This is a genomic window from Micromonospora sp. NPDC047527 (assembly GCF_040643015.1).
Classification (GTDB): Bacteria; Actinomycetota; Actinomycetes; order Mycobacteriales; family Micromonosporaceae; genus Micromonospora.
In genome coordinates this window covers 222,548-243,411 of record NZ_JBEYTK010000005.1, presented here as the reverse complement: position 1 = coordinate 243,411, position 20,864 = coordinate 222,548, and the positions used below count along the sequence as shown (strand labels likewise).

The following is a 20,864-nucleotide window of genomic DNA, read 5'->3' as shown; positions in this document are numbered from 1 at the left end:
GTGCCCTGCCCGGCCGTGCCCTGCCCGGCCCCGATCGGCCGTGCCCTGCCCTGCTCGTCTGATGCCCTGCCCGGCCCCGCCCTCCCCTGACCGGCCTGCCTGCCCCGGCCCTGCCCTGCTCGATGCTCGGCCCGTGCCTAGTGCTCGGTGTGCCCCTGTCTCCTGCCCGGGCCCTCCTGCCGGTGCCCGCTGCCGTGCCCGTGCCCGCTGCCCGGTCGTGGCCCGTGCCCACGACCTTGCCCTCCGGCGTCGATCATGGAGTTGTGGTGCCCCGCAAAAGTTGCATATCGCCAGTAATCGCCCACCCTAACTCCATGATCGACCCGGACTGGCTTAAGCTCCCGCGATCTTGCACTTACTGCCGCGACTTAAGGGGCATTTCGCGCATCTTGGCGTCCGAAACTGCAAGATCGCCGGGGCAGGGCAGGGCAGGGCAGGGCAGGGCAGGGCAGGGCAGGGCAGGGCAGGGCAGGGCAGGGCAGGGCAGGGCAGGGCAGGGCAGGGCGGGGCGGGGCGGGGCGGGGCGGGGCGGGGCGGGGCGGGGCGGGGCGGCAGGGCGCGGGGCAGGACGAAGCCGGGCCGGGCCGGGAAGGTGGAGGCGGGCCGGGCGGAGGGGGTGCCGAACGCCGGGCGGGGGTGGTTACGGGAGGGGGTGGGTGATCTTTTCGGTGGACTGGCGGGTGGGGAGGTTCGCCGGGTTCGGGTTGGCGCACAGGACAACCGTGGCGGCCCGGGTCAGCGGGGCCAGCAGCCAGTCGACCGGGTCGGGGTAGCGGGTCGCGTCGACCAGGATCCGGGCACCCGGCTCGATGCCCAACTCCGTGGCGCGTGCCTCGGCGCGGGCCAGCAGGTGCCCGTCGGACGGGCCCGGCCCGGGTTGCGGGGTGAAATGGTCGCCGTGGGCGCGTACCTCGACCACGTAGTCGGCGAAGCCGGGGGGCACCTGTCGCAGCGGGGCGGCGAGTGGGGACAGCCCGAGGGCGTACCGCTCGTCGGCGGACCAGGACTGTGCCTCGTCGAGTCGGTCGGCGGCAGCGAAGAGCACGTCCACGGTGCCCGGTGTGTCGATCACGCTCAATTTGGCCGACCAGCAACCCAGCAGCACGGCCGCGGTCTGCCAGTGCGGCGGCAGCAGCACCCCGGCCAGGGCGCCCGGTGCCAGGCCGACCTCGTCGACGAGGAGGTTGGCGGTCTTGGCCACCCAGTTCGCCAGGGTGGCGCCGGAAAGTTCGGTGCGGTCGCCGCTCGCATCGTCGTACCAGGTCAGCAGCGGTCGGGTCGGGTCGGTCGCGATCGCGTCGGCGAAAACCCGGGCAATATTGTCGGCCATCGGCGCGAACGATACGCCTCTGCGGGCCGTACTCGAAGACGATGACAAGTCGGCGTAGCGTCGGGTCGCAGTCAGCGTCGGCCCCGAACTCCGGCGTAGGCTTGACCCCCGGAGTGTTGTTCCCCACAGACACCAGTACAAGGAGTCGCCCCGTGACCGCCGGTCGCCCGCCCCGCGTGCTCATCGACGCCACGAGTGTCCCCGCCGACCGTGGTGGTGTCGGTCGATACGTCGACGGTCTGCTCGGTGCCCTCGGCAAGGTGTGCGGGTCGGGGGTGGAGTTGGCTGTGGTGAGCCTCCGCACCGACCTGGAGCGTTACACCCGGATGCTGCCGGGCGCGGAGATCATCCCCGCTCCGGCGGCGGTGGCGCACCGCCCGGCGCGGCTCGCCTGGGAGCAGACCGGCCTGCCGCTGCTCGCCCAGCAGGTGGGCGCGCACGTGCTGCACTCGCCCTTCTACACCTGCCCGCTGCGGGCGGGATGCCCGGTCACGGTCACCGTGCATGATGCGACGTTCTTCACCGAGCCGGAGCACTACGACAAGTCCCGCCGGACGTTCTTCCGCAGCGCCATCAAGACATCCCTGCGCCGCGCCGACCGGGTGATCGTGCCCAGCAAGGCCACCCGGGACGAGCTGATCCGGCTGCTTGACGCCGACCCGACCCGCATCGACGTGGCCTACCACGGGGTCGACCACTCCGCCTTCCACGCGCCCGGCGAGGAGGAGAAGGCCCGTGTGCGTGCCCGGCTGGGGTTGGGCAACAGCAGTTACGTTGCCTTCCTCGGTGCCAAGGAGCCGCGCAAGAACGTACCCAATCTGATCCGTGGCTGGGCCCGGGCGGTGGCCGACCGGGAGGACCCGCCGGCCCTGGTGATCGCCGGCGGGCAGGGGCACGACGACGACATCGACCGCGCGGTGGCCGAGGTCCCGTCGCACCTGCGCCTGCTGCGTCCCGGCTACCTGCGCTACGCCGACCTGCCAGGTTTCCTCGGAGGCGCGCTGGTCGCCGCCTACCCCTCGTACGGCGAAGGGTTCGGTCTGCCGATCCTGGAGGCGATGGCGTGCGCCGCCCCGGTGCTGACCACGCCCCGGCTCTCGCTGCCCGAGGTGGGCGGCGACGCGGTGGCGTACACCTCGGAGGACCCGGAGCAGATCGGCACGGACCTGGCCGCCCTGCTGGACGACGAGCAGCGACGGTTGTCGCTGGCGAAGGCCGGTTTCGACCGGGCCAAGGAGTTCACCTGGGAGTCCAGCGCCGAGGTGCACATCGCCGCATGGAGTCGCGCCCGTTCGTGACCATCCGCGCCGCTGGCGGTGACCCGTGCCACTCTGGGCGGGTTCGTCGGGCATGATGTGCGGATGCTCTACGCGGTAATTCCGGCAGGTGGCAGCGGCACGAGGTTGTGGCCGTTGTCCCGCGCCGGCCACCCCAAATTCCTCCACCCGCTGACCGGCACCAGCGCGTCGCTGCTCCAGGCCACCGTGGAGCGGCTCGCGCCGCTGACCACACCGGATCGGACCCTTGTGGTCACCGGTGCCGCGCACGTCGCGGCGGTGGCCCGACAGCTGACCGGACTGCCCGAGGAGAACATTCTGGTCGAGCCCTCACCACGGGACTCCTGCGCGGCGATCGCGCTGGCTGCGGCGGTGATCGCGCACCGTGACCCGGACGCGGTGATGGGCAGCTTCGCCGCCGATCACCTGATCGGCGACCCGGACAGCTGGGTGCGAACGGTCCAGGAGGCGGTGCGGGGGGCCGAGCAGGGAATGCTGATGACGGTTGGGATCACCCCGACCCGGCCGGAGACGGGCTACGGCTACCTGGAGACCGGCGACCCGACCGGGGACCTGCCGTGGCGGCCGGTGGCCGAGTTCAAGGAGAAGCCGGCCGCCGAGGTCGCCGAGGCGTACGTCCGCTCGGGCCGGCACCTGTGGAACGCGAGCATGTTCGTCTGGCGGGTGGACGTGTTCCTCGCCGAGCTGGCCCGCCAGCAGCCGGCCCTGCATCTCGGCGTCACCGCGATCGCGGCAGCCTGGGGCACCCCCGAGCAGGACGACGTCCTCGGCACGGTGTGGCCGACGCTGCCGAAGATCTCCGTTGACTACGCGGTGATGGAGGGCGCGGCCACCGCGGGTCGGGTGGCCACCGTGCCGGGCGACTTCGGCTGGAACGACGTGGGCGACTTCCACACCCTGGGCGAGGTGCTGCCGGCCGACGACGCGGGCAACGTGGTGCTCGGCACCGACGCCAAGCCGGGTGTGCTGCTGCGGGACAGCGCCAACCTGGTGGTCGTGCCGCAGTCGGGTCGGCTGGTGGCCGTCCTCGGGCTGCGTGACCTGATCGTGGTGGACACCCCGGACGCCGTGCTGGTCTGCCCACGTGACCGGGCCCAGGGCGTCAAGGCCCTGGTCGACGAGCTCAAGGAGCGGGGCGAAGAGGGCTACGTCTGAGGGCCGTGAGGGCCGGCGCGACCAGTCGTGCGGTCCCGCCGGCCAGCGGCTCGGGCAGCCGGTCCGGCGGAAACCAGCCCAGTTCGTCGGCCTCGTCGCTGACCTGCTCGACCGCTCCGGGCGGGGCGAGCACGGCGAACCGTACGTCGTAGTGCAGGGAGCCACCCTGGCAGCGCACCGGGTGGATGTCCACGTCGATCGGAACGGGGTCGATGCGCAGGCCGGCGATCCCTGATTCTTCGGTGGCCTCGCGCAGCGCGGCGGCCGCCAGGGCGCTGTCCTCGGGCTCGCAGTGCCCGCCGAGCTGCACCCAACAACTGAGCTTGGTGTGCAGGCAAAGCAGCACCCGCGACCCGGTGGGGTCCACCACCAGCGCGCTCGCGGTGACGTGGCCGGGGAGGTGCTGGCGGCTCATCGCGGCCGGCCCGGTGGCGAGCAGCGCGAGGGTCCGATCCCGGGCCGTGGCCGCGCCCGGGCTGGTCGGCTGCCAGCCGTCGAGCAGCGCGGTGGCGTCGGCGTGCAGCGCCGCGTACGTCTCGGGGTCGGTCGGGTGGGCGGCGGGTCCGGCGATCGTGGTGTCAGGCACCCCGACACTGTACGAGCGCACGCTCCACACCCGGGCGCGGCAACGCGGCACCGGTTTCACCACGTCGAAGAAGAGCTGGCATCTACGCCACCGGCGAGGACCGTCGCGTCGCGCTCTGGGTCGTCTGACCTGGGCTGGCCGGTGACGAGCCGACGGATGATCGGGCGGCACCTCTGCGGAGCAAGGGCCGCAGACCCTCGTGGTGCCGCCCGATCACCGGTCGTTCCCGGTCCCGGAGCACCGGCAGAATGACGTGCCGGTGCCGCGCTCGGGTATTGGAAGCATGCCTAACTACCCCGGGAGGCGTCGAGCTCTTTCAGCCCAGACTTAAAAATGGAGATAACTGCCGGCCAGGTAGAGTCGGACGGTCACCCGGCATCCCTCTGCTGGCGACACGGGAGCTCCAATGCTGAGGATCTATTTTTCTGGCGAGGACATTCTCCGGACCCGGGTGGCGCCGACGGCGGACCCGGTCTGGGAGCTGGTCCTCAGCTTGCACGTGCTGCAGGGCCGAAACCGTGACCCGCTGACGTCGATGTGGCGGCAGGCCGTCACCCGCGACCTGCGCCAGGATGCCGCATCCGACCAGCTCCGGCTGCTCTTCGCGCTGAACCCGCCGCGCGGTTACTTCCCCGACTTCCTCACCCCGTACGCCAGCGTTGACGGTTTCGAGGCCGGTCTGGACGCGGTCCGCAGCACGCCGACACCGCGGTTGCAGCGAGACCTGACTGTGCTGGCCGCCGCGACCCCGCTGCCGGCCTCGGCCGCCGCGCTGGCCCGGGGCGACACGGCGGCGCTGCGCCAGTTCGCCGATTCGATGGAGCGGTACCGGTCGCTGGCGATCAGCCCGTACTGGGGTCAGATCCAGGCCGCGGTGGCGGCGGACCGCACCCGACGGGCGCGGGCCCTGCTCGACGGCGGCGTGGAGGGGCTGTTGACCAGCCTTCGACCGGCGATGCGCTGGGAGGCCGGGGTGCTGGAGGTCCGTGACTACCCGCACAGCCGGGAGCTGCACCTCGACGGCCGCGGGCTGATGCTGGTGCCGTCGTTCTTCTGCGCGAGCACCCCGGTCGCCCTGCTCGATCCGGCGCTGCCGCCGGTGCTGGTCTATCCGGTGGACCGGCTGGGCGGGCTGGCACCGGACAACAGTGCCGCGCCGGGCGCCGCGAGTGAGTCGCTGGCCGCGCTGCTCGGCCGGACCAGGGCCGCGGTGTTGCAGGCCAGCGGGGACGGCTGCACCACCGGCGAGGTGGCCCGCCGGCTCAACATCTCGGCGGCGGCGGCCAGCCAGCACGCCACCGTGCTGCGCAACGCCGGCCTGCTGGTCAGTCACCGCGACCGCAACACTGTGCTGCACACGCTGACCCCGCTCGGCCAAGCGGTGCTGGACGCCTGACCCGGCCCGACCGTGCCGGGCGGCCGGCTCAGCGGGCCGTCACAGGGCGAGTGTGGCGCTGGCCGGGCTGCCGGCGGGCGGGGGCAGCAGGGTCGACCCGATGCCCTCGGCGGCCAGGGCGATGCGCAGCCGGTGCAGGTCGGCGCCGAAGCGGACCAGGTCGCTCGGGTCGACCGGTGCGGGTGCCGTGCCGAGCACGAGGGCGGTGGCGTCGTCCGGCCAGCCGGGCACCCCGGCGATCAGGCCGAGCCGCATCTCCGTCTCGTCGAGCAGTGTGAAGACCGTGCCGGGGGCGACCACCCCGGCGACCGCCTCGATCGCCCGGCGCACGGCGACCGGGTCTGCCGGCGTGGGGCTCAGCGAGTCGACGAGGGCGGCGGCGTCGGCCAACCCGGCCGACCGGGCCTCGGCGGTGCCGAGCGAGAAGAGATCCTGCGCCGCGTCGCGGACCAGCGCCTTCGCTCCGCCGGAGTCGTCGGCGCCGAGGCCGGAGAGGTAACCCCGCACCACCGCAACGGGGACCTGGTCGCACTTGCCCTTGATCAGCTCGCCGGCGCCCGCCAGCTCGTCCACCACGGCCATCTGGGTCAGCTGGAGTTCGTTGCCGTACGGATCCACTTCTCCCCGGTGGTCGCGGATGGCCGGCATCCCGGCCACCCCGAGCGCGACGTCGGTCAGTCCGTTGCGCCACGGCCGGCCCATGGTGTCGCTGACGATCACGGCGACGTCCAGGTCGTACCGGTCCTTGAGCGCCGCCCGCAGCGCTCGGGCCGACGCGTCCGGGTCGACCGGCAGCAGCACCAGCCGGGTCTTGTCGACGTTCGACGCGTCGATGCCGGCGGAGGCCATCACGAAGCCGTGGTGGGTCTGCACGATGCGGGTCGGCCCCCGGCTGGCCACCACCCGGGCGGTCTCACCGGCCAGTACGTCGTCCCGCGCGGCGAGCCGCTCGGGCCCGTCCGCCGGAACGTCGACCAGCCGCCCCTCCGCCTTGGAGACGATCTTGCTGGTGACCACCAGCACGTCGCCGTCGCGCAGCCAGGGCGCGGCGGTGGCGATCAGCGCCGCCAGGTCATCACCCTCGGTCACGTGGCCGATGCCCAGCACCGGCAGGATCTCCAGCCTCACGTCAACTCCACTGCGGCGCGGACCATCGCCGCCGTCGCCGCCTCGTCGGTCATCCGCAGCGGGAGCGCGCGGACCGTCACCTCCGGCACCAGTGTTCCCGCGTCCTCCTCGGCCACCAGCCAGCCGTCCAGCAGCCCGCCGGCCGACCGGCCGCCGTAGAGCCGGCCCACCCCGGCCGCACTGCACTCGACCCCCAGCACGGCGAGGCAACGGTCGGCCATCCCCCGGACGGGAGCGCCACCGATGATCGGCGAGACGCCCACCACCGGCGCCGGGCCGTCGGTCACCGCTTCGCGCATCCCCGGTACGGCCAGCACCGGCGCGACGCTCACCACCGGATTGCTCGGTGCGATCAGCACCAGGTCGGCAGCACCGATCGCCTCCAGCACGCCGGGCGCCGGCTTCGCCGTCTCCGCGCCGACGAAGACGAAGCGGTGGGTGGCGATGTCGGCCCGGTACCGCACCCACCACTCCTGGAAGTGGATCGCCCGCTGGGCCTCGTCACCGTTGCCGACGACGGCGTGGGTCTCCAACCGGTCGTCGGTGGCCGGCAGCAGACGTACGCCCGGCTGCCAGCGGGTAGCCAGCGCCTCGGTGACCGCGCTCAGCGGATAACCGGCGTTGAGCATGGTGCTGCGTACCAGATGGGTGGCGATGTCCTTGTCGCCGAGGCCGAACCAGGTCGGTTCCGCCCCGTACGCGGCCAGCTCCTCTTTGACCGTCCAGCTCTCCCCGACGCGGCCCCAGCCCCGCTCGGGGTCCGCGCCGCCGCCGAGCGTGTACATGACGCTGTCCAGGTCGGGACATACCTTCAACCCGTGCAGCCACAGGTCGTCGCCGACGTTCACCACGGCGGTCACCTCGGCGCCGACCTCGCGGGCGTACGCCCGGACGCCGAGCAGGAACCGAGCGCCGCCGATGCCGCCGGCCAGAACCACGATGCGCATGTCGACCATCCTCGCGCACCTGACGCCTCCGGTCCGCCGGTGGCCGGGGAGACTAGGCTCACGTGCGCCCTGTCCGATTACGCCCCGAGGGGGAGCTCGTGACCAGCCCCGCCGAGCCCGCGTCCACCGACGCGTCGCAGGCCCGCCAGCTGACCAAGCCACTACGCGAACTGGGCGCGCTCGCGCTGCTCGGTGCGAACGCCGTGCTCCTCTTCGTTGGTCTGCTCCGGTTGCTCAGCCCGAACGACTACGCCGACATCACCGACCGCGCGGGCGGCGCGTTCTTCGCGTTCATCGGCGTGGAGGCGGTGGCCCTGCCGCTGCTGGCCGTGCTGCTGGCCACCCACATCTCGCCGATCGTGCCGAAGGCGAAGCTGATCACGCAGGTGGCCCTGGGTGAGTACGCGTTCAGCGCGCTACTCGGCACGCTCACCATGCTGGTCTGGACGGTGGGTCGACTCGCCGAGGCCGAAATCCTCGACGCGCTGCTCGGCGTCCTCAGCCGGTTCGCCTGGCTGATCATCTTCGGGGTCGCCGCCTGGGTGGTCTTCACCGTCTGGCGCAGGCTCTACTACGTGCCCAAGCCGAAGGCCCAGCCGGGCGTCTACGGCCAGCCGCAGCCGGGCTGGCCGCAGCAGCAGGGTGGCTGGCCGGCTCCGGGTCAGCCCGGTGGCCAGCCGCAGGGTGGGTGGCCGGCTCCCGGCCAGCCCGGTGGTCAGCCCCAGGAGGGTTGGCCGGGTCAGCAGGGCGGTCAGCCGCAGGGTGGTTGGCCAGGTCAGCAGGGCGGTCAGCCGCAGGCGCAGTTCCCGGGCCAGTACGGCCAGTCCTCGCCGCCCTTCCAGGCGGCCCCGCAGTCGGCACCGCCGGCCCCGCAGTCGGCCCCGCCGTTTCCGCAGTCCGGGCCGCCCTTCCCGACCGCCCCGCAGTCCGCACCGCCGGTGAACCCCGCCCCTCAGTCGGCACCGCCTGCCCCGCAGTCGGCGCCTCCCGCGCCGCCGTTCGGGCAGCCGCCGTCGGCCGACCCGACCCAGGCGATCCCGCGCCAGTCCGCTGACCCGACCCAGGCGATCCAGCACCAGCCCGCCGACGCGACCCAGGCGATCCCGCACCGGGCCGCCGACGCGGACACCGACCGCACCCAGTACCTCAACCCAGGCGACCACCCCACCCAACCCCGCTAAACCACACCCACCGCCGCCTCCCCACCCGGTCGATCATGAAGTTATTGCCCTCGATCTCGGCGTGTCAGGGCAATAACTTCATGATCGACCGGGTGAGGGCCGGACCGGGACCGGGTGAGGGGCGGACCGGGGCCGGGTGGGGGCCGGACCGGGGGCGGTGGGGGCGGACCGGGGGCGGGACCGGGGGCGGCGGAATGCTGCGCATAGGCTGGGCGGATGGTTGATCGCACCCACTCCGGCCCGAGCGAGGCGAGCGTGCGGCGGGCCCTGGGCCGGGCCGCGACCGGGCGGTCGCTGGACGTCGACGAGGCGACCGCGCTGCTCGCCGCCCGTGGTGACGCGCTCGACGAACTACTCCGGACCGCCGGTGGGATCCGTGACGCCGGGCTGCGTGAGGCCGGGCGGCCGGGCGTCGTCACGTACTCGAAGAAGGTCTTCATCCCGCTGACCCGGCTCTGCCGGGACCGCTGCCACTACTGCACGTTCGCCACCGTGCCGCACCGGTTGCCGGCGCCGTTCCTGGACCGCGACGAAGTGCTGGCCATCGCCCGGGAGGGCGCCGCGCTGGGCTGCAAGGAGGCCCTGTTCACCCTCGGTGACCGGCCGGAGGACCGCTGGCCGGCGGCGCGGAGCTGGCTGGACGAGCGCGGCTACGACTCCACCCTCGACTACCTGCGCGCCTGCGCGGTGGCGGTGCTGGAGGAGACGGGCCTGCTGCCGCACCTCAACCCGGGCGTGCTGACCTGGTCGGAGCTGCAACGGCTCAAGCCGGTCGCGCCGAGCATGGGCATGATGTTGGAGACCACGGCGACCCGGCTCTGGTCCGAGCCGGGCGGCCCGCACTACGGCTCGCCGGACAAGGAGCCGGCGGTCCGGCTGCGGGTGCTCGACGACGCCGGCCGCGTCGGGGTGCCGTTCACCACCGGCATCCTCATCGGCATCGGCGAGACCCCGGCGGAGCGGGTGGACGCGCTCTTCGCGATCCGCCGCGCGCACCGGGAGTACGGCCACCTCCAGGAGGTGATCGTGCAGAACTTCCGCGCCAAGCCGGACACGGCGATGCGCGGCATGCCCGACGCGGAGCTGCACGACCTGGCCGCCACGGTGGCGGTGGCCCGGCTGCTGCTCGGCCCGAAGGCCCGGATCCAGGCTCCGCCGAACCTCATCGCCGGCGAGTACGACCTGCTGCTGCGGGCCGGCATCGACGACTGGGGTGGTGTGTCCCCACTCACCCCGGACCACGTCAACCCGGAACGCCCCTGGCCGCAGATCGAGGAGCTGGCCCGGCACACGGAGCTGGCCGGGTTCACGCTGCGGGAGCGGCTGACCATCTACCCGGAGTACGTCCGCGCGGGCGACCCGTGGCTCGACCCTCGGCTGCTGCCGCACGTCGGTGCCCTGGCCGATCCGGCGACGGGAATGGCGGTCGAGGCGGCCCTGCCGCAGGGCCACCCCTGGCAGGAGCCGGAGGAGGTGTTCGGCGGGCGCAGCGACCTGCACGCCACCATCGACACCACCGGCCGGACCGGGGACCGACGGGGTGACTTCGACAGCGTCTACGGGGACTGGGCCGAGGTGGCCACGAAGGTGACCGCCGGGCCGACGGCTCTGACCGGCGACGATGACCTGCGGGCCGGGCTGCGGCTCGCCGCCGACAACCCGGCCGCGCTGCTGGAGCCGGGCAACACCGATGCCGCGCTGGCGCTGTTCGGCGCGGACGGGCCGGCGCTGGACGAGTTGTGCCGGCTCGCCGACGACGTGCGCCGCGACACGGTCGGCGACGACGTCACCTACGTGGTCAACCGCAACATCAACTTCAGCAACGTCTGCTACGTCGGTTGCCGCTTCTGCGCCTTTGCCCAGCGGGAGCGGGACGCCGACGCGTACCGGCTCTCCGTCGAGCAGGTCGCCGACCGGGCTGAGGAGGCGTGGGCGGCCGGTGCCAGCGAGGTTTGCCTCCAGGGCGGGATCGACCCGAAGATGCCGGTCACCGGGTACGCGGACATCGTGCGGGCGGTCAAGGCGCGGGTGCCCGGGATGCACGTGCACGCGTTCTCACCCATGGAGATCGTCACGGCCGCGGCCAAGGCCGGCGTGCCGGTCCGCGAGTGGCTGACCCAGCTGCGCGAGGCGGGCCTGGACACCATCCCGGGCACCGCCGCGGAGATCCTCGACGACGACGTGCGCTGGGTGTTGACCAAGGGCAAACTCCCGGCCGCCGCCTGGGTCGACGTGGTGAGCACCGCCCACGAGCTGGGCATCCGGTCCAGCTCCACGATGATGTACGGCCACGTCGACCATCCCGGGCAGTGGTTGGCGCACTTCCGGGTGCTGGCCGGTGTGCAGGACCGCACCGGCGGGTTCACCGAGTTCGTGGCGCTGCCGTTCGTGCACACCAACGCCCCGATCTACCTGGCCGGCATCGCCCGCCCGGGGCCGACGTGGCGGGAGAACCGGGTCGTGCACGCCATGTCCCGGCTGCTGCTGCACGGCCGGATCGACAACATCCAGTGCTCCTGGGTGAAGCTCGGTGACGAGGGCACGGTGGCCATGCTCCAGGGTGGCTGCAACGACCTGGGCGGCACGTTGATGGAGGAGACCATCTCCCGGATGGCCGGCTCCGACAACGGTTCGGCGCGTACCGAGGAGCAGTTGCGGGCGATCGCGAAGGCGGCCGGGCGTCCGGCGCGCAAGCGTACGACCGCGTACGGTCACCTTCGCCCCTGAGGTCGAACCTTTCCCCGCCGCCGGCCGTACCAAGCGATGCCGGCGGCGGTTGCGGCGAGGACCGCCGCCGGTGACCCCACAGGGCCCGGCGACGTCGGTCGGCGGCACCGGACCCGTCCGTCCCCCGCGGGCGCGTTCGCGCCGCAGCCGGAAAGGTTGCTCATGACCAGTGATCAGCGGAAGCGGCCCTGGCCGCGACTGACCCGTCGGCAGACGTTGACCGCCGCGGCCAGCGCCACCCTCGGCGCCGCCGCGCTCACCGTGCCGGGTCTGTCGGCCGCGCAGAACGCGCCGGGCGCGGCCGGTCGGGCCGACGAACCAATCGTCGTACATCTGCGGGACGCGGCCTCCGGAACGATGGACGTCTTCGTCGGTGAATCCCGCATCGAGGTGCGCGACCGCGGCCTGGCGGACCGGCTGCGGCGCGCTGCCCGGCGCTGACCCGTCCGCTCCGCTCCGCCATCCTGTTCCCCGCCCAGTGAGGTTGGTCCGCCATGTCTTCCCACCGCGAGGCCCCGGAAATAGCCAAGGATCCGGTCGCCGACAGCTCCGACCTGTACGCGTTCGTCAGCCCCGACAAGCCCGACACGGTCACGTTGATCGCCAACTACGTGCCGTTGCAACTGCCGTCGGGAGGGCCGAACTTCTTCGAGTTCGGCGACGACGTGCGGTACGAGATCCATATCGACAACGACGGCGACGGCCGTGCGGATGTCACCTACCGGTTCGAATTCACCACCGAGATCACCAATCCGAACAGTTTTCTCTACAACACCGGCCCGATCGACTCGCTGGACAGCAGGAACTGGAACCGGCGGCAGTTCTACAGCCTGACCCGGGTGGCCGACGGTCGGGAGCACCGGCTCGCGCACAAACTGCCCTGCCCGCCGTGCAATGTCGGCCCGCTGTCCACCCCGAAGTACGCCGAGCTGGTCCGGCAGGCCACCTTCACCCTGTCCACGGGGGAGCGGGTCTTCGCCGGTCAGCGCGCGGACGGCTTCTTTGTCGACCTCGGAGCGATCTTCGACCTCGGTACGTTGCGGCCGTTCCAGCAACTGCACGTGGCGGGCAAGAAGATCTTCAAGGCCGAGGGGGAGCCGGTCAACGCCACCGACCGGATGAACGTGCACAGCATCGCCGTGCAGGTGCCGTTGAAGCACGTGCGCCGGCGCGCCAACCGGTACGGTGCGGCCGACCCGGCCTCGGTGATCGGAGTGTGGACCTCGGCATCGCGCCGGCAGGTCCGGGTGCTGGGTGACCGGGTGGCCGGGGACACCTCGACCGGCCCATTCACGCAGGTCTCCCGGCTGGGCAATCCGCTGTTCAACGAGGTCATCGTGCCGATGTCCAAGAAGGATCTGTGGAACTCGCTGCCGCCCTCGGAGGACAAGCGGTTCGCGCAGTTCGTCGAGCAACCGGAGTTGGCCGCGCTGCTGCCGGCGCTCTACCCGGACGTCTTTCCTAACCTGGACAAGCTCACCAAGGCCAAGAAGGCTCGGGCGGACCTGGTGGCGATCCTGCTCACCGGTGTGCCGGCCGGCCTGATCGACGGGTTCACCAATGCCACAGGTGACGTTCAGGCTGACATGCTGCGGCTCAACACGGCGATCCGGCCGACCCGCCGTCCGGACCGGTTCGGGGTGCTCGGCGGCGACCTGGCCGGCTATCCGAACGGGCGCAGGGTCGGCGACGACGTGGTCAGCATCGCGCTGCGGGCCATCGCCGGGGTGACCGTCCCGCTGGTGGACAAGGCGTTCCGCCCGGACGCGGCGGCCGCGGCGGTGACGCCGGGGTTGAGCGCGGCCGACGTGACCGCCCCGTTCCTCGCGAACTTCCCCTACCTGGGTACGCCGTACGACGGGTTCAACAACCCGTCAGCGGCGGCGGCCTGACGGGCGTGGGGGAGCGGCGGATGCACGAGCACGCGTACGGGCCCTCGGAGACCGGGAGTGTCGTCCTCGACCTGGGTGGCGACACCGGTGCGCTGATCATCTACACCGGTCGGGATCTGCACGGTCGGGAGATCGAGATCAGCCGCGACGGTGAGCGGCGGGTCCACTCGGCGGTGCGGGAGCGCCGGGTGCGGGACGGGTCGTTCCACAGTGCGGTCTATCCCGATCTGGACGCCGGGATTTATACCGTCTGGTGGGACGACGATACGTCCGCCGGCACAGTTTCTGTCCACGGTGGAGGGATAGCGGAGTTCGTCTGGCCCAGCAGCGGTTTCAGGTCGGTCGGCTGACCGTACCGTGCCTGTTTTTCGATCGCGCCCCGTCCACATCGTGGACGGGGCGCGTTGGTCGTCGACGGCTCGACGGGCGGTCTGCGTCGCGCCGCGTTAACCTGTCTCCCACCAAGATCAGCTTTGTGGTGAGGGGGTCGACCACCATGTCCGGCGTCGCCATGACGTCCTCTGTCGGGGGAGCGCCACGGCAGAAAAGTCGGGCAACTCGCCGGAGAGGGCGTTACTCGGCCGGGGTCTGAATCGATAGGGCAGGTTGCGAGGCCGGACGGTCCTGGTGGCCGACCGGGGGTGTCGGGAGGGCGACTCCATTATCAAGTTTGGCTTGACGGCGCACGCATTACACGCGTGTAATTTGAATGGGGTTGTTCGCACGGAACGCAACAAAACGGGACCGGACGGACAAGCACGCCTTTCGCGTGGGGGGTTGCAGCGGCGATGACGCCGGTGCGCGACAAGGAGGCATTTGATGGACGGCCAGCTTGAGGTGGCCGACCTGCTCGGAAACGCGCCGGAGTGGCAGGAGCGAGCCTTGTGCTCGCAGACCGACCCCGAGGCGTTCTTTCCCGAGAAGGGCGGCTCCACCCGGGAGGCGAAGCGGATCTGCTCGCGCTGCGAGGTCAAGACCGAATGCCTCGAATACGCTCTGGGTCACGACGAGCGTTTCGGCATCTGGGGTGGGCTATCGGAGCGGGAACGGCGCAAGTTGAAGCGGCGGGCCGCTTGAGCGGTGCGGGGTCGGGGCGGTGGGGGCCGCCCGACTCAGCCGTCGTAATCCAGGTCGCCCCGGCCGACGCGGCAGAGGCTACTCAGGCCAACTCGTCGGGGTCGACGCCGAGCAGGTTCGCCACCTGCTCGATGATCACGTCATGGACGAGGTCCGCGAGATCCTCGCGGTCCATCGCCCGGAACTCCAGTGGCCGCCGATAAAGCACGATCCGCGGGGGCACCTCCTGGCGGCCGGGGCGGCCGGGCAGCAGCCGGGCCAGCGGCACCTCGCCGTCCTCCAGCACGTCGGAGTCGTAGACGTTCAGATCCGGCGGGACGTCCTCGACCGCGAACTCGACACCGGCCAGCTCCTTGGCGAACCGGCGTTCCAACGTCTCGACGGTGTCCAGGACCAGGTCGTCGAAGACCTCGGCCTTGGTCCGGGCCAGCGGGACGGTCGCCGGCACCAGTCGCCCGCGCAGGCCACGCCCGTGCCGGTCACGGTGCACACGCCGGCCGGGGCCGGGGCGGCGGTGTTCCGGGCTCGTCATGAGGCAAAGGGTAGCCCCCGCGCCGGGTCGGTCAGCGGCAGCGCCGCTCCCGTGGCGCGGCGCGGATCGAGGTCGTGAATTGTGATCACCACGACGGGCGTGTCGCAACGCGAACCGATGCGCCGGACCCGGTAATGGAGATACCCTGCCGCCGTGAGGTCACCACGGCGCTGCTCCCGTAACGGCTGCCCCCGGCAAGCGGTCGCCACATTGACCTATGTCTACAACGAGTCGACAGCGGTCGTGGGTCCGTTGGCGGCGTTCGCCGAGCCGCACACATATGACCTGTGTGAGCCGCACGCCCGCAGCCTGACCGCGCCGCGTGGCTGGGACGTGGTCCGGCACGAGGGCGAGTTCGAGCCGCCCCCGCCCACCACCGACGACCTGGTCGCGCTGGCCGAGGCGGTCCGCGAGGCCGCCCGCCCGGCTCCCCGCCCCCCGGAGCCCGACCAGCATCACGAGAACCCCCACCAGACGGGCCGCCGAGGCCACCTCCGGGTGATCCCGCCCAACCACTGACCCCTGGTCAGTGGCCCAGCAGGCGGGAGAACACGGCGGCCCGACGTGCCGGTCGGCCGGTGCGGGATTCGGCGGCGTCGGCACCTGTCATGACCCGTAGGCCGGCGTTCACCGCCAGCCAGCGCAGAGGCTCCGGCTCCCACCGGGGCGAGCGGTGGTTCACCCAGGGCAGCGTGGTCAGCTCGGTGCGTTGGCCACGGATCAGGTCGGCCAGCGTGCGGCCGGCGAGGTTGCTGGAGCCCACCCCGTCCCCGACGTAGCCGCCCGCCCAGGCCAGCCCGCTGGCCCGGTCGAAACCGACCGAGGCGTTCCAGTCCCGGGCCACGCCGAGCGGGCCACCCCAGGTGTGTGTCAACGGCACGTCCGGGCCGAGCACCGGGAAGAGCTCCCCGAGGGTCCGCCGCAGCGCGGCGAACACCCGGGGCTCCCGGTCGTAGCCGGGCAGGATCCGGGACCCGAGATGGTACGGCGCGCCGCGCCCGCCGAACGCCAACCGACCGTCGGCGGTGCGCTGGCCGTAGATGATCACGTGCCGGTAGTCGGAGAACGTCTCCCGCCGGGCCAACCCGATCTGTGCCCACGTCTCGTCGGCGAGTGGCTCGGTGGCCACCATCAGCGAGTACACCGGCGCCACGGCCCGCCGCTGACCGGGCAGCGTGGGCGTGTACCCCTCGGTGGCCCGGACCACCACCGGCGCCCGTACCGTCCCGGCCGCCGTCACCGCCGCGCCGGCCCGGATCGCGACGACCGGGGTGCCCTCGTGGATGGTCACCCCGAGCCGTTCCACCGCTCGGGCCAGGCCGCGGACCAGCTTCGCCGGGTGCACGGCCGCGCAGTGCGGGGTGTACGTCCCACCGCGTACCCCCTCGGCGGCGCACCGGACGGCGGCCTCGTCGGCGCCGAGGAGCGCCAGGTGCTCCGGGCCGAAGCCGAACGTGCGGGCCTCGTCCACGGCGGCCCGAGCACGGGCGAGCTGTGGGCCGGTGCGCGCCAGGGTGATCGTGCCACCGTCGGCCCAGTCGCAGTCGATGCCCTCGGCCACGACCACCCGGCCCACCTCGCGCACCGTCTCGTGCAGCGCCCGCTGCATGGCGACGGCAGCGTCCCGGCCGTGTCGACGGGCCAGCCCGGTCAGCGACGTGGGGAAGAGCGCAGAGCACCAGCCGCCGTTGCGGCCGGACGCGCCGTACCCGGCGATCTCCTTCTCCAGCACCGTGACGCGAAGTGCCGGGTCGGCCCGAGCCAGGTGGTACGCCGTCCACAGCCCGGTGTAGCCACCTCCCACGATCACCACGTCGGCGTCCGCGTCGCCGGGCAGCGCGGGCCGTGGGGTCAGTGGTTCGTCCAGGGTGGACAGCCAGTACGACGGGCCCCGGTAACGCCCGGCGGGATCGCCGCTCAGAGTCGCGTCCATGCCTCGGTGAGGACCGCGCGCAGGATCTGCTCGATCTCGTCGAAGTGCCGCTGCTCGGCGATCAGCGGCGGCGCGAGCTGAATGACGGGGTCGCCCCGGTCGTCGGCCCGGCAGTAGAGCCCGGCCTGGAACAGCGCGGTGGACAGGAAGCCGCGCAGCAGCCGCTCCGACTCGGCCTCGTCGAAGGTCTCCCTGGACGTCTTGTCCTTGACCAACTCGATGCCGTAGAAGTAGCCGTCACCCCGGACGTCGCCGACGATCGGCAGGTCGTGCAGCTTCTCCAGAGTGGCCCGGAACGCGTCCTCGTTGGCCCGTACGTGCCCGATGAGGTCCTCGCGGGCGAACACCTCCAGGTTGGCCAGGGCCACCGCGCAGGAGACGGGGTGGCCGCCGAACGTCACCCCGTGGGCGAACATGCCGGTCTCGGTGAGGAACGGCTCCATCAGCCGGTCGCTGGCGATCATCGCGCCGAGCGGGGCGTACCCGGAGGTGATGCCCTTGGCCGTGGTGATGATGTCGGGCTGGTAGCCGTAGCGCACCGCGCCGAAGTACTCGCCCAGCCGGCCCCAGGAGCAGATCACCTCGTCGGAGACGAGCAGCACGTCGTACGCGTCGCAGATCTCCCGGACCCGCTCGAAGTAGCCGGGAGGGGGTGGGAAGCAGCCGCCGGAGTTCTGCACGGGCTCCAGGAAGACCGCGGCAACCGTGTCCGGCCCTTCGCGCTCGATGGCCCGGCCGATCTCGTCGGCGGCCCAGCGGCCGAACGCCTCGGGGTCGTCGCCGTGCTCGGGCGCCCGGTAGAAGTTGGTGTTCGGCACCTTGATCCCGCCGGGCACCAGCGGCTCGAAGTCACTCTTGATGCCGGGCAGGCCGGTGATCGACAGCGCGCCCATCGAGGTGCCGTGGTACGCGATGTACCGGCTGACCACCTTGTACTTGTTGGGCTGGCCGGTGCGCTTGAAGTAGGCCCGAGCCAGCTTCCACGCCGCCTCGACCGCCTCCGAACCGCCGGTGGTGAAGAAGACCCGGTTCAGGTCGCCGGGGGTGAGCGAGGCGATCTTCTCGGCCAGCTCGATGGCCTTCGGGTGGGCGTACGACCAGAGCGGGAAGTAGGCCAACTCGCCGGCCTGCTTGGCGGCGGCCTCGGCCAGCTCGGTGCGGCCGTGGCCGGCGTTGACGACGAAGAGCCCGGCGAGGCCGTCCAGGTAGCGGCGGCCCTGCGCGTCCCACACGTACGCGCCCTCGCCGCGCACGATGGTCGGCACCTCACCGGCGGAGTAGCTCGCCATCCGGGTGAAGTGCATCCAGAGGTGGTCGGTGGCGTTGGCCATGTCAGCCCCATCGGTCGTCGGGCCGGTCAAAGGGGTGACACCGGCCGCTCTGCCCACGGTTATCGCACAGTCTCGGGCCTCAAGGCAAGTGTTATCGGTGGCGTGATGGCGCAGTCACGACGGATTCAGCGAACGGATGTCTGAAGCTCAACGGAATCCGCATCGGATGGGCGGGGCGGGTGGCGAGCCTGTAGCGGGCCGGTGGCGGGCGGTGGGCCTGTGGCGGGCCAGTGGCGGATGGCGGGCCGGTGGCGGGCGGTGGGCCGGTGGCGGGCCGGCGGTGGGCCGGTGGCGGGCGGCGAGGTGGTAGGGCGACTGGGCGGCATCCCCTGGAGGGCGGCGGTGCGGTGGCTGCGGCCTTTGGAGCTGAATCGTTTACGACATCACGGCTGCGTTGGGCTGCTCGCTGCTGGCCCTCCGGTGCCGGGCGCGTCGGGCTGGGGCCCATTGCGATGTGGGCCCCGTTGGTGTGGGGCGCATCGGGGTGGGCCCCGTCGGGGTGGGCCCCGTCGGGGTGTGGCCCGTCGGGGTGTGGCCCGTCGGGGTGTGGCCCGTCGGGGTGTGGCCCGTCGGGGTGTGGCCCGTCGGGGTGTGGCCCGTCGGGGTGTGGCCGGTCGGGGTGTGGCCCGTCGGGGTGTGGCCCGTCGGGGTGGGCCCCGTCGGGGTGGGCCCCGTCGGGGTGTGGCCCGTCGGGGTGTGGCCCGTCGGTGTCGGGCCCGTTCGTGTCAGGCCGTCGGTATTGGGCCCGTTGGCATTGGGGTCCGGCGGTGTCGGGCCCGTCGGTGTCGGGCCCGTTCGTGTCAGGCCGTCGGTATTGGGCCCGTTGGCATTGGGGCCCGTCGGTGTCGGGCCCGTCGGTGTCGGGTCCGGTGGCATTGGGTCCGGTGGCATTGGGTCTGGTGGCGTCGGGCCCGTCGGTATCGGGCCCATTGGCGTCGGGTCGGTGGCGGTCAGGCCCGTCGGTAGCGGGCCCGTCGGTAGCGGGCCGGTTGGCGCCGGGTCCGGTGGCGTCAGGCCCCCTTTGGCGCCCGGCCCGCTGTTGCCCACCCTGCTCTCGGCCGATTCGTTTACGACATCAGCTCCAAAGCGCCCGCAGGAGGTGGTGCCTCCCCTTGGCCGGCGTCTCGATCCACTCCAGATCGCCGATGTTGCGGTGTCGAGGCGGGGTGATACCGCCAGGTCGGCGATGTTGAGTGGATCAACTGTGTGGATCAACCGTGGGCCGCGGGGGACGCCTTTGGGGGCGATCGAGGGCGTCCTGAATGCGCGCCAAACCGTCCTATCGCAACACGCCGGTAGACGGGGGACTTCGGCACCCAGCGTGGCTGGCGTGCACCGAGCCGAGCGGCGCTTTGCACCGAGCCGGGCGGCGTTTTACACCGAGCGGAGCGGCAGTCTGCGCCGAGCGGAGCGGCAGACGGGGGACTTCGACACCGAGCCGAGCGGCAGTCTGCGCCGAGCGGAGCCGTGGTGTGCGTCCGGCTAGGCGGGAGGAGGATCCGAGGGCGAACTAGGCGTTGCGGCTGGCGATGGCCGAGGCGGGGGAGACGGTCGAGTCGCTGGCCGAGAAGGTCCGCGTCGACCCCAGGACGGCGGCGCGGACACCCCGATTTCCGGAATGCCGAGTGGATCACGCGGAGCTATCGTGCTGCGAGCGGGCGGCGCCGAGCCCCGAGTCGACCAGGGGCAGGTCAGGCCGTACCCCAGGTGTAGGTCTGCTTGCGCAGCTTGAGGTAGACGAACGCCTCGGTGGAGAGCACCCCGGGCACCGAGCGCAGCCGTTGCAGGATCTCCAGCAGGTGGTCGTCGTTGCGGCAGACCACCTCGGTGAGCAGGTCGAACGACCCGGCGGTGATGACCACGTAGTCGACCTCGTCCAACTCGGCCAGCCGGTCGGCCACGGACTCCAGGTCGCCGTCGGTACGCAGGCCGATCATCGCCTGGCGTGGGAAGCCGAGCTGAAGCGGATCGGTCACGGCGACGATCTGCATCACACCGGAGTCGAGGAGCCGCTGCACCCGCTGGCGCACGGCCGCCTCGGAGAGCCCGACCGCCTTGCCGATGGTGGCGTACGGACGGCGGCCGTCCTCCTGGAGCTGTTCGATGATTTGCTTGGCGACGTCATCGAGCAGAGCGTGATTGGCACCTTCACGGACAGCGACGCGTCGACCGCCGTTGCCGTTCTCGTGCTGCCGGTTCGTCATCGTGCGCTCCCCATGTCCCGAATCGTGATGTCGCGCGTGTATCTCCGCGTAGTCTGGCGTATTTCGTCGTGCATCGCTATTCCCGCAACGGAATCCCTTGTAAGGAAGGTCACCTCATGTCAGGATCAGTCGTCCACGACACCTGAT

At 72.0% G+C, this 20,864-nt stretch carries 18 protein-coding genes; 10 read left to right on the top strand and 8 right to left on the bottom strand.

All coding sequences use genetic code 11. The features are described from left to right. Positions 1-640: 640 nt before the first annotated feature. Positions 641-1,330 carry a TIGR03089 family protein gene (locus ABZ808_RS20820; protein WP_357008873.1) on the bottom strand — a complete coding sequence of 230 codons (690 nt, stop codon included), beginning with the start codon at positions 1,328-1,330 and terminating at the stop codon, positions 641-643. A 152-nt stretch (positions 1,331-1,482) separates the two neighbouring features. Between ABZ808_RS20820 and ABZ808_RS20815 the strand changes: the two genes are divergently transcribed. Next, the gene (locus tag ABZ808_RS20815) at positions 1,483-2,628 is read left to right on the top strand and encodes a glycosyltransferase family 1 protein (RefSeq protein WP_357008870.1); all 1,146 of its coding nucleotides are present in this window, start codon (positions 1,483-1,485) and stop codon (positions 2,626-2,628) included. A 63-nt stretch (positions 2,629-2,691) separates the two neighbouring features. Further along, a complete protein-coding gene (locus ABZ808_RS20810; protein ID WP_357008867.1) occupies positions 2,692-3,783 on the top strand; it encodes a sugar phosphate nucleotidyltransferase in 1,092 nt (363 codons plus the stop codon). On the opposite strand, the gene ABZ808_RS20805 is transcribed toward ABZ808_RS20810, so the two are convergent. Continuing rightward, positions 3,752-4,369 (bottom strand): NUDIX domain-containing protein, encoded by a 618-nt coding sequence (locus ABZ808_RS20805; protein ID WP_357008865.1) that lies wholly within the window; start codon positions 4,367-4,369, stop codon positions 3,752-3,754. The genes ABZ808_RS20810 and ABZ808_RS20805 overlap by 32 nt on opposite strands. Positions 4,370-4,775: 406 nt before the next feature. Here ABZ808_RS20805 and ABZ808_RS20800 point away from each other — a divergent pair, with 406 nt between their 5' ends. Further along, positions 4,776-5,765 (top strand): winged helix-turn-helix domain-containing protein, encoded by a 990-nt coding sequence (locus ABZ808_RS20800; protein WP_357008862.1) that lies wholly within the window; start codon positions 4,776-4,778, stop codon positions 5,763-5,765. A gap of 39 nt (positions 5,766-5,804) precedes the next feature. On the opposite strand, the gene ABZ808_RS20795 is transcribed toward ABZ808_RS20800, so the two are convergent. Both ABZ808_RS20795 and cofD read right to left on the bottom strand, forming a co-directional pair. Continuing rightward, complete coding sequence (locus ABZ808_RS20795) at positions 5,805-6,893, bottom strand: coenzyme F420-0:L-glutamate ligase (RefSeq protein WP_357008859.1); 1,089 nt, start codon at positions 6,891-6,893, stop codon at positions 5,805-5,807. Continuing rightward, entirely contained in the window at positions 6,890-7,840 is a 951-nt protein-coding gene (gene cofD, locus ABZ808_RS20790; RefSeq protein ID WP_357008857.1) for a 2-phospho-L-lactate transferase, read from the bottom strand. The genes ABZ808_RS20795 and cofD overlap by 4 nt, the downstream gene beginning before the upstream one ends. A 98-nt stretch (positions 7,841-7,938) precedes the next feature. On the opposite strand from cofD, the gene ABZ808_RS20785 reads away from it, so the two are divergent. The 6 genes from ABZ808_RS20785 to ABZ808_RS20760 all read left to right on the top strand — a co-directional run bounded on the left by ABZ808_RS20785 (position 7,939) and on the right by ABZ808_RS20760 (position 14,717). Next, complete coding sequence (locus ABZ808_RS20785; RefSeq protein WP_357008854.1) at positions 7,939-9,021, top strand: hypothetical protein; 1,083 nt, start codon at positions 7,939-7,941, stop codon at positions 9,019-9,021. 216 nt (positions 9,022-9,237) lie between these two features. Then, complete coding sequence (locus tag ABZ808_RS20780; protein ID WP_357008851.1) at positions 9,238-11,748, top strand: bifunctional FO biosynthesis protein CofGH; 2,511 nt, start codon at positions 9,238-9,240, stop codon at positions 11,746-11,748. 162 nt (positions 11,749-11,910) lie between these two features. Next, positions 11,911-12,189, top strand: a complete 279-nt coding sequence (locus ABZ808_RS20775; RefSeq protein WP_203178498.1) for a hypothetical protein — start codon at positions 11,911-11,913, stop codon at positions 12,187-12,189. A 53-nt stretch (positions 12,190-12,242) separates the two neighbouring features. Further along, the gene (locus ABZ808_RS20770; protein ID WP_357008848.1) at positions 12,243-13,640 is read left to right on the top strand and encodes a DUF4331 domain-containing protein; all 1,398 of its coding nucleotides are present in this window, start codon (positions 12,243-12,245) and stop codon (positions 13,638-13,640) included. Between the two features lie 20 nt (positions 13,641-13,660). Further along, positions 13,661-13,990 carry a phospholipase gene (locus ABZ808_RS20765; RefSeq protein ID WP_357008845.1) on the top strand — a complete coding sequence of 110 codons (330 nt, stop codon included), beginning with the start codon at positions 13,661-13,663 and terminating at the stop codon, positions 13,988-13,990. A gap of 469 nt (positions 13,991-14,459) precedes the next feature. Beyond that, positions 14,460-14,717, top strand: coding sequence for a WhiB family transcriptional regulator (locus tag ABZ808_RS20760; RefSeq protein WP_007455784.1), 258 nt, complete (start codon positions 14,460-14,462; stop codon positions 14,715-14,717). Positions 14,718-14,799: 82 nt separating this feature from the next. Here the strand turns inward: ABZ808_RS20760 and ABZ808_RS20755 are convergent, their stop codons facing one another. Further along, a complete protein-coding gene (locus ABZ808_RS20755) occupies positions 14,800-15,249 on the bottom strand; it encodes a metallopeptidase family protein (protein ID WP_110562108.1) in 450 nt (149 codons plus the stop codon). A gap of 153 nt (positions 15,250-15,402) precedes the next feature. Here ABZ808_RS20755 and ABZ808_RS20750 point away from each other — a divergent pair, with 153 nt between their 5' ends. Beyond that, entirely contained in the window at positions 15,403-15,768 is a 366-nt protein-coding gene (locus ABZ808_RS20750) for a DUF3499 domain-containing protein (protein ID WP_053658603.1), read from the top strand. A gap of 7 nt (positions 15,769-15,775) precedes the next feature. Here the strand turns inward: ABZ808_RS20750 and ABZ808_RS20745 are convergent, their stop codons facing one another. From ABZ808_RS20745 to ABZ808_RS20735, 3 genes are all read right to left on the bottom strand, one after another. Then, on the bottom strand, positions 15,776-17,182 hold the full coding sequence (locus ABZ808_RS20745; protein ID WP_357008842.1) for an FAD-dependent oxidoreductase: 1,407 nt from the start codon (positions 17,180-17,182) through the stop codon (positions 15,776-15,778). Next, positions 17,167-18,513, bottom strand: a complete 1,347-nt coding sequence (locus ABZ808_RS20740) for an aspartate aminotransferase family protein (protein WP_357008840.1) — start codon at positions 18,511-18,513, stop codon at positions 17,167-17,169. The genes ABZ808_RS20745 and ABZ808_RS20740 overlap by 16 nt, the downstream gene beginning before the upstream one ends. A 1,691-nt stretch (positions 18,514-20,204) precedes the next feature. Further along, positions 20,205-20,717: an Lrp/AsnC family transcriptional regulator gene (locus tag ABZ808_RS20735; protein ID WP_357008837.1), complete on the bottom strand. Its 513-nt coding sequence runs from the start codon at positions 20,715-20,717 to the stop codon at positions 20,205-20,207. Positions 20,718-20,864: the final 147 nt, after the last annotated feature.

Excerpts from the sequence above, each read along its gene's own strand:
- ABZ808_RS20820 (WP_357008873.1), bottom strand. The coding sequence starts at position 1,330 with ATGGCCGACAATATTGCCCGGGTTTTCGCCGACGCGATCGCGACCGAC.
- ABZ808_RS20810 (WP_357008867.1), top strand. The coding sequence starts at position 2,692 with ATGCTCTACGCGGTAATTCCGGCAGGTGGCAGCGGCACGAGGTTGTGG.
- ABZ808_RS20800 (WP_357008862.1), top strand. The coding sequence starts at position 4,776 with ATGCTGAGGATCTATTTTTCTGGCGAGGACATTCTCCGGACCCGGGTG.
- cofD (WP_357008857.1), bottom strand. The coding sequence starts at position 7,840 with ATGCGCATCGTGGTTCTGGCCGGCGGCATCGGCGGCGCTCGGTTCCTG.
- ABZ808_RS20780 (WP_357008851.1), top strand. The coding sequence starts at position 9,238 with ATGGTTGATCGCACCCACTCCGGCCCGAGCGAGGCGAGCGTGCGGCGG.
- ABZ808_RS20775 (WP_203178498.1), top strand. The coding sequence starts at position 11,911 with ATGACCAGTGATCAGCGGAAGCGGCCCTGGCCGCGACTGACCCGTCGG.
- ABZ808_RS20770 (WP_357008848.1), top strand. The coding sequence starts at position 12,243 with ATGTCTTCCCACCGCGAGGCCCCGGAAATAGCCAAGGATCCGGTCGCC.
- ABZ808_RS20765 (WP_357008845.1), top strand. The coding sequence starts at position 13,661 with ATGCACGAGCACGCGTACGGGCCCTCGGAGACCGGGAGTGTCGTCCTC.
- ABZ808_RS20760 (WP_007455784.1), top strand. The coding sequence starts at position 14,460 with ATGGACGGCCAGCTTGAGGTGGCCGACCTGCTCGGAAACGCGCCGGAG.
- ABZ808_RS20755 (WP_110562108.1), bottom strand. The coding sequence starts at position 15,249 with ATGACGAGCCCGGAACACCGCCGCCCCGGCCCCGGCCGGCGTGTGCAC.
- ABZ808_RS20745 (WP_357008842.1), bottom strand. The coding sequence starts at position 17,182 with ATGGACGCGACTCTGAGCGGCGATCCCGCCGGGCGTTACCGGGGCCCG.
- ABZ808_RS20740 (WP_357008840.1), bottom strand. The coding sequence starts at position 18,513 with ATGGCCAACGCCACCGACCACCTCTGGATGCACTTCACCCGGATGGCG.
- ABZ808_RS20735 (WP_357008837.1), bottom strand. The coding sequence starts at position 20,717 with ATGACGAACCGGCAGCACGAGAACGGCAACGGCGGTCGACGCGTCGCT.